The following is an 8,243-nucleotide window of genomic DNA, read 5'->3' on the forward strand; positions in this document are numbered from 1 at the left end:
CCTGTACAACTGCTTGCCCTGCAAATGTAGACGTTGGCGGACTCATTGAAGAAGCTCGCGGCCAAATTCGTCAGGCAATGCCTTTGAGGGGATGGAAAGGCATGATCAGCAAGTTTTTTCTAAAAGAACTTTTTCCTCACTCTCATCGCTTAGAAGCTGCAGGAAGCTTATTGAAGCTGTATCAAAAAAGCGGAATGCAAAAAATGATGCGCACAACAGGCTTGTTAAATATGATGCCGACACATCTAACGGACATGGAACATGTAATGCCTAAAATTACCCGTTCTGTTCGAAAAAAATATAAAAAGAAACGGGTTCTAAAAGCAAAAGCCGAAAGAAAAGCAGAAGTTGCTTTTTTAACCGGCTGCATCATGGACGTCATGTTCAGTGATATTAATGAAGCAACTCTTAATGTATTACGAAGAAATGGAAACGACGTCGTTATTCCTCCCTCTCAAACGTGCTGTGGTGCTTTGCACGTTCATGCAGGAGACCGAGACATGGGAAGACAGCTTGCCAAAAAAAATATAGAGGCGTTTCAGCATGCCGATACCATTATTGTAAACGCTGCGGGATGCGGCTGCATGTTAAAAGAGTATCCTGAACTATTTAGAGAAGAAGAGCAAGAGTGGCTTGAAAAAGCTGAAGTCTTTGCTGAAAAAGTCCAGGATATTTCAAAATACCTTCACGATACGGGATATCGCCCCCCGCAGACAAAGCTGCATAAGCGTATTACGTATCACGACGCTTGCCATTTAGCTCATGGTCAAGGAGTTAGAGAAGAACCAAGAGATATTTTACTTTCTATTCCGGGAGTGGAATTGGTTCATATGGCTAATGCGGACCGATGCTGTGGAAGTGCAGGAATTTATAATTTAACAAATCCTGATATGGCGGGAGCTGTGCTTCAAAGTAAAATGGAACATATGCCTCATGACGTAGAAATGATTTCAATGGGAAACCCGGGATGCATGCTGCAGATGGCAGTAGGAGTGAAAAAATATGGACGAAGTCAGCAGATTGTTCACACGGTACAGCTTTTGGAGTGGGCCTATCAAAAAGAAGAGGAGGAAGCACATCGTGTTGAAGAAAAATAGAATAAAAGATCTTCACGTAAAAAATCTTTCTCAACTAGTAGATGCTCATTCTATTTTGCATCATAAAGAAGATTTGCTTGCGTACGACTGCGATGGGTTTACCATTCATAGACATTTGCCTAAAGCGGTGTTATTTCCTCAAAATACGAAAGAAGTTTCTAGCATTGTTAAATACTGCAATGAACATGATTTGCCTTTTCTTGCAAGAGGAGCAGGCACAGGACTGAGCGGGGGAGCGATTCCTCTTAATAACGAAGTGATTATTAGTTTAGTGAAAATGAAGCGCCTTCTTAGCGTCGACTATGAAAACAGGCGTGCCGTTGTAGAGCCGGGATTTATTAATCTTAAATTAACCAATTCAATCTCTGAAAAAGGATATTATTATGCACCGGATCCTTCGAGTCAATATTGCTGCACCATTGGTGGAAATGTAGCGGAAAACGCAGGAGGGGCACACTGTCTTAAATATGGAGTAACCACCAACCATATTTTAGGGCTAGAGGTGGTGCTTCCAAATGGAGATGTGATTGAGCTTGGCAAGCAAGGTATTCCAGATGAACCGGGATATGATTTATTAGGGCTTTTAACAGGATCAGAAGGGACGTTAGGAATCGTTACAAAAATTACGGTACGCATTTTGAAAAACCCCGAAGCAAAACAAACGGTTCTTGCTTATTTCGACCGCGTAGAAGACGGCAGCCAAGCGGTATCAGACATTATATCAGCTGGCATTGTGCCTGCCGCGCTTGAAATGATGGATAAAACCGCCATTGAAGGAGTGGAAGCTGCTGCGTTTCCAGTGGGACACCCTAGAGATATTGAAGCTCTTTTATTAATTGAAGTAGATGGCATTTCAGCCGGTATCGAAGAGCAAATTCTTCGTATTTTAGACGTATGTAAAAAACAAAAAGTACGGGAAGTGAAAGTAGCTGAAAGTGAAGAAGAACGCGCGAGGTGGTGGGCAAATCGTAAAACAGGATTTGGAGCGATGGGAGCTATATCCCCTGACTATCTCGTACAAGACGGCGTTATTCCAAGAAGTAAACTGCCTCAAGTGCTGAAGCGAATTAACAAAATTAGCGAAGAATCTGGCCTTCGCATTGCCAATATTTTTCACGCCGGAGACGGAAACTTGCATCCGCTTGTATTATTTGATGCTAGAAAGCCGGGGGAAACTGAAAAAGCACTCGACGCCGGAAGCGCATGTTTACAAGTCTGTGCAGAAGCAGGAGGAACGATTACCGGCGAACATGGCGTGGGCATTGAAAAAAAAGAAGAAATGCGATTTGTTTTCAATGAAGATGAAATTCAAGCACAAACGAATATACGAGAAGTATTTAATCCTAAAAATCTATTAAATGCAGGAAAGCTGTTTCCAAGTCCGAGCCGCTGCGCTGAAGTCAAAAAAGAAATGAAAAAAGTAGAATATTTTTAGAAAATTCTTGAAAATATATTCGCTCGATGATATGATTTTTTTAACAAAAACAAAACGCTGTTTCGTAATAAGAAACAGTACCGCATATGTTCGTCTTAACCATTTTGGCAAAAAGAAATGAAAGCGTGTCCAAATTTAAAAATGTAAAAGAGTAAGAGGAGGAAACAGACGGTGACAAACTACAAACAAGTTGGAAATCTGAAAGTAGCTCCAGTTCTCTATCAATTTATCAATGAGGAAGCTCTTCCGGGCAGCGGCCTAAGTACAGAAAATTTTTGGTCTGATTTTGAAGCGTTAGTAACCGAGTTAACACCCGTAAATAAACGTTTGTTAGAAAAGCGTGATCAGCTGCAAGCTCGAATTAATGCATGGCATCAAGAAAACCCTGACGGTGACTTTAGCGAATACAAATCGTTTTTAACAAGAATTGGCTATTTAGAAGACAAGACAGAAGATTTTCTTATTGGTACAGAAGGAGTAGACAGCGAAATTGCCTATCAGGCAGGACCGCAGCTTGTTGTACCAGTAAATAACGCCCGGTACGCTATTAACGCTGCTAATGCACGTTGGGGAAGTCTCTATGATGCTCTTTACGGCACTGATGCAATCAGTGAAGAAAATGGAGCTTCGCGCACGAGTTCTTATAATCCAATTCGAGGAGAAAAAGTTATTGCGTTTGCGAAGAATTTTCTTAATGCAGTTGTTCCGCTCGTTCAGTCTTCTCATGCGGAAGTGGTTCAGTACAGCCTTGAAAATGGAAAGCTTGTCGCTCAATTAAACGATGGCAGTTTAACCGAATTACAGGAAGAAGAGAAATTTGTAGGGTATCAAGGAGAAGAAGAAAGCCCTGATGCTCTTTTATTCAAAAACAACGGCCTGCATTTTGAAGTTCAAATTGATCGTACGGATTCGATTGGTAAAACAGACGATGCGGGTGTAAAAGATATTTTAATGGAAGCAGCTCTTACGACGATTATGGACTGTGAAGATTCAGTAGCGGCAGTAGACGCAGAGGATAAAGTAGATGTTTACCGCAACTGGCTGGGATTAATGAAAGGTGATTTGACGTCTACTTTTAAAAAAGGAAGTCAAAACATGACAAGGCGTTTAAATCCAGACCGTACCTATATTTCTCCGGACAAGAAAAAGATTTCACTGTCTGGCCGTTCGCTTATGTTTATTCGAAACGTTGGGCATTTAATGACAAACAGCGCTGTTTTAGATCGAAATGGCAACGAAATCTATGAAGGTATTTTAGACAGCGTGATTACTAGTTTAATTGCCAAACACACCTTACTTAAAAACGGCACGTATCAAAATTCTAAAAAGAGCTCTATCTATATCGTTAAACCGAAAATGCACGGCTCCGAAGAAGTCGCTTTTGCCAATACGTTATTTAATTCAATTGAAGATATGCTAGGGCTTGAGCGTCATACAATTAAAATTGGCGTAATGGACGAAGAGCGCCGCACGACGCTTAATTTAAAAGCGTGTATCAAAGAAGTAAAAGACCGAGTGGCTTTTATTAATACTGGATTCTTGGATCGAACAGGTGACGAAATTCATACCTCAATGGAAGCAGGGGCTGTTATTCGTAAAAATGATATGAAAACGTCTAAATGGCTTCAAGGCTACGAGAAGTCTAATGTAAATGTAGGCTTAGCAAGCGGATTCCAAGGCCGCGCTCAAATCGGAAAAGGAATGTGGGCAATGCCGGATATGATGGCGGAAATGCTTAAACAAAAAGTGGGGCATTTAAAAGCAGGAGCGAATACGGCATGGGTGCCTTCACCAACCGCAGCAACGCTTCATGCTCTTCACTACCATCAAATTGATGTAAGAGATGTTCAAAACGAATTGCTTACTCAGTCTACTGATTTACAAGATGACATTTTGCAAATTCCTGTGGCAGAAAAACCAAATTGGAGCAAAGATGAAATTCAGCAGGAGCTCGACAACAACGCTCAAGGAATACTTGGGTATGTAGTGAGATGGGTCGACCAAGGAGTAGGGTGCTCAAAAGTACCTGATATTAATAATGTAGGGCTAATGGAAGACCGGGCAACGCTTCGTATTTCCAGCCAGCACGTGGCTAACTGGCTTCATCATGGAATTTGTACAAAAGAACAAGTAACGGAGACGCTCAAGCGAATGGCAAAAGTAGTGGATCAACAAAATGAAAATGATCCTCTGTATCAGCCAATGGCATCGAACTACAGCACATCCATTGCTTTTCAGGCAGCCTGCGATTTAGTATTTCAAGGCTATGATCAGCCAAACGGCTATACGGAGCCCATTTTACACCGCCGCCGTATCGAAGCAAAGGCAAAAGCAGCTATAAAACAGTAAAACAAACGGCCTGTCAGCATGGAGATGGCAGGCTGTACTTACACCTTCAGAATCTGACTATCTACTATTCTTATCAAAATTAAGCAAATGGGAAAAGGAGCTACGTTATGAAATTTGTAAGGTTCGCTGTACAAGATAGCCGTCATACAGGTGTACTAAAAGAGGATACGATCAGCGTCATTAAAGGAAATATATTTGAGAAATGGGACTATACAGGGCAGACTTTTTCACCGAGTGAAGTAAGGCTTTTGGCTCCTTTAGAGCCGAATCAAATTATTGGAATAGGCGCAAATTATGCAGCTGCAAAGTCGGAGCTGCCAAGAGAAATGCCTTCTATTCCTGTCTTCTTTTTTAAGCCCATATCCTCTGTGATCGGTCCAAACGAGGCCATTGTCATTCCAACCGCGATTAAGCACGTCAAGTTTGAATCCGAGCTTGCGGTTGTTATTGGAAAAGAAGCGAAGAACATCGCAAAAGAAGACGTGCTGGACTATATATTTGGGTATACAATTGGAAACGATGTAACGGCTCCAGATTATTTTCATGAAGACGGGCACTGGACCATTGGAAAATCCTTTGATTCATTTACGCCTCTTGGCCCCGTAATCGAAACGGAACTTGATTTTAAATCCATTCATGTAAAAGCGTTTTTAAATGGCGTTGAAAAACAAAATAGCTCGACAGATTTAATGATTATTTCCGTTGAGCAAATGATCGCTTACCTTTCTACTGTTATGACCCTTAAGCCGGGAGATGTGGTTTTAACAGGAAGTCCGGGCGGCGCGGAGCTGGTAAGCGCAAACGATGTCATTGAATGCACCATCCGAGAAATTGGAACCCTCCAAAATCCGTTTGCTGCAGAGAAAGAACGTGTAAACGTATAAGAGTGATAAAAAATGCCCGGCAGTAACACGACACAGAAAGGAGAGAAAAAAATGGAGAGAGAAAATATGGTGAAGTCTGTAAGCCGGGCGTTGGATATCGTCACAATTGTGAGCATGGAAAGAGAAGGGGTATGCGTCACAGAAATTGCAAAGCAAATGGACATCAACAAAAGCTCCGTATACCGTATTCTAACTACTCTTGCTCAGTACGGCTATATTGAACAAGATCAAGAAACCGGGCGGTACAAGCTTGGGTATAAGTTTTTAGAAGTAAGTTCAAAGCTTTTAGATTCTATTGATTTACGAACGGAAGCAAAGCCGTTTTTGCAAGAACTTGAAAGTGAAACAAATGAAGTTATTCATCTTGTTGTCTACGATCAAGGTGAAGTAGTGTATATTGAAAAATTAGAAGGCAATCAGACGCTGCGCATGCATTCAAAAGTAGGGAAAAGAGCCCCTATGCACTGCACGTCTGTCGGTAAAGCTATCCTAGCTTTTTTACCGCTTAACACGGTAACAAGCATTCTTGAAAGAAAAGGCTTACCAGCTCATACCGATCACACCATTACAGATGAAGAAAGCTTTCTTCGAGAACTTTCAGAAGTAAAACAAAAAGGATATGCGCTGGATTTAGAAGAAAATGAATATGGAATTACCTGCATCGCAGCGCCTATTTTTGATCACCTTGGTCAAGTCGTTGCTGCAGTCAGCATTTCCGGTGCTACGATGCGTATGACAAATGAGCGATTAACGTATCTTCAAGAACGCATGGTTGATATAGGCAAGAACATTTCAGAGCGGCTCGGCTACAAAACTGAATCTGTGAAAGACAAAAGTTTGTTCTGATTCTTCGAGAACAAACTTTTGCTATATAATAATCTGTAAAATAACGTAATTATATTATGTAAACTACAGGCTAGGATTTTTAATTGATGTTTTATTCATGATACAATAAAGTCGTTAGAATATATACGTAAAGGAGATAAATTATGGAACAGTTTGAGCGCAATATTGAAAAGTACGCCGAGCTGGCTGTAAAAGTCGGTGTAAACATTCAAAAAGGGCAAGTATTAAACATTAATGCCGATATTTCTTCCGCTGATTTTGTTCGTGAAATTGCGAAAAAAGCGTACGAAGCCGGAGCAAAGTCTGTGGATGTAGACTGGCATGACGATCATTTAGTTCGTTTGAAATATGAAAAAGCAAATGAATCTGTATTTAATGAATTTCCTGCTTGGAAAGCTCAAGCAAGAGAAGAGCTTGTGAAAAACGGAGGCGCTGTTTTATCTGTAATTTCAAGCGGTCCTGACTTACTAAAAGGAGTAGACGGCAAACGTATTGCTGCGTTCCAAAAAGTAAGCGGAAAAGCCATGAAAAAATTCCGCGAAGCGATCCAATCCGATAAAATCAGCTGGTCCATTGTAGCTGTTCCTTCAAAAGACTGGGCAGCAAAAGTATTTCCTGACGTTCCAGAAGAACAGCAGCAAGAAAAACTGTGGGAAGCTATTTTTAAATCCGTGCGCGTAGACCAAGAAGATCCAGTGGCGGCATGGGAAGAGCATAATGCTTCATTACATACAAAAGTAGACATTTTAAATGAAAAGAGATTTGCTAAGCTTCACTATAAAGCGCCAGGAACAGATTTAACAATTGAGCTTCCTGACAAACATATTTGGGTTGGCGCAGGCAGTGTTAATGAAGACGGCAACTCGTTTAKGGCCAATATGCCAACAGAAGAAGTATTCACACTTCCAAAAAAAGACGGCGTAAACGGACAAGTAACAAGCACAAAACCGCTTAGCTACGCAGGAAACTTAATTGAAAACTTCACGCTAACATTTGAAAATGGAAAAATTGTTGATGTAAAAGCAGAAGAAGGCGAAGAAACGTTAAAGCACCTAATTGAAACAGATGAAGGTGCCAAATACTTAGGAGAAGTAGCCTTAGTACCGCATCAATCGCCAATTTCTCAGTCAAACATCATCTTCTACAACACGCTGTTTGACGAAAATGCATCCAACCACTTAGCGATCGGAAGCTCGTATTCCTTCTGTTTAGAAGGCGGAAAAACGATGTCTAAAGAAGAGCTGTCACAAAACGGAGCAAACGACAGCATCACCCACGTTGACTTCATGATTGGCTCAGCTGAAATGGACATCGACGGCATTAAAGCTGACGGTACAAGCGAGCCGGTGTTTAGAAAAGGGAACTGGGCGTTTTGAATTAAATAAATAACAATAATAAAAGCTTCTGCGCTACATCCGCAGAAGCTTTTATTATGATCACTAAATTTCTGTAAAACTGAAACTTCATATATCTTACACGCGATTACGTTTTAAAATAAAACGATAGCAAGTTATTTTTAAGTTTGTACATCAGTTGTAGAATCAGGAGCAAAGTTAACAACTTCTAAAACTATAGGAGAACCTGTTAAAACGCTAGATCCTGCAGGAACAGTAATAGCTAAAGAACCGACAC

Annotated in this window: 6 protein-coding genes; all 6 read left to right on the forward strand. The window is 40.9% G+C overall.

The features are described 5' to 3' along the window. A partial coding sequence (locus tag AC1DRF_RS12115) for a (Fe-S)-binding protein (RefSeq protein ID WP_477740822.1) occupies window positions 1–1,097 on the forward strand: 1,097 nt, incomplete at its 5' end. Continuing rightward, window positions 1,081–2,532: an FAD-linked oxidase C-terminal domain-containing protein gene (locus tag AC1DRF_RS12120; protein ID WP_230183525.1), complete on the forward strand. Its 1,452-nt coding sequence runs from the start codon at window positions 1,081–1,083 to the stop codon at window positions 2,530–2,532. The genes AC1DRF_RS12115 and AC1DRF_RS12120, both read left to right, overlap by 17 nt. Window positions 2,533–2,703: 171 nt before the next feature. Beyond that, window positions 2,704–4,881 carry a malate synthase G gene (locus AC1DRF_RS12125; protein ID WP_477740823.1) on the forward strand — a complete coding sequence of 726 codons (2,178 nt, stop codon included), beginning with the start codon at window positions 2,704–2,706 and terminating at the stop codon, window positions 4,879–4,881. A gap of 107 nt (window positions 4,882–4,988) precedes the next feature. Further along, window positions 4,989–5,765 carry a fumarylacetoacetate hydrolase family protein gene (locus AC1DRF_RS12130; protein ID WP_427076063.1) on the forward strand — a complete coding sequence of 259 codons (777 nt, stop codon included), beginning with the start codon at window positions 4,989–4,991 and terminating at the stop codon, window positions 5,763–5,765. A gap of 51 nt (window positions 5,766–5,816) precedes the next feature. Then, window positions 5,817–6,611, forward strand: a complete 795-nt coding sequence (locus AC1DRF_RS12135) for an IclR family transcriptional regulator (RefSeq protein ID WP_477740824.1) — start codon at window positions 5,817–5,819, stop codon at window positions 6,609–6,611. 143 nt (window positions 6,612–6,754) lie between these two features. Beyond that, window positions 6,755–7,987: an aminopeptidase gene (locus AC1DRF_RS12140; protein ID WP_477740825.1), complete on the forward strand. Its 1,233-nt coding sequence runs from the start codon at window positions 6,755–6,757 to the stop codon at window positions 7,985–7,987. Window positions 7,988–8,243: the final 256 nt, after the last annotated feature.

The organism is Priestia sp. P5_B4, assembly GCF_056400385.1.

Bases quoted from the DNA above. Each gene is read 5' to 3' on its own strand.
- AC1DRF_RS12130 (WP_427076063.1), top strand. From the start codon at position 4,989: ATGAAATTTGTAAGGTTCGCTGTACAAGATAGCCGTCATACAGGTGTA.
- AC1DRF_RS12135 (WP_477740824.1), top strand. From the start codon at position 5,817: ATGGAGAGAGAAAATATGGTGAAGTCTGTAAGCCGGGCGTTGGATATC.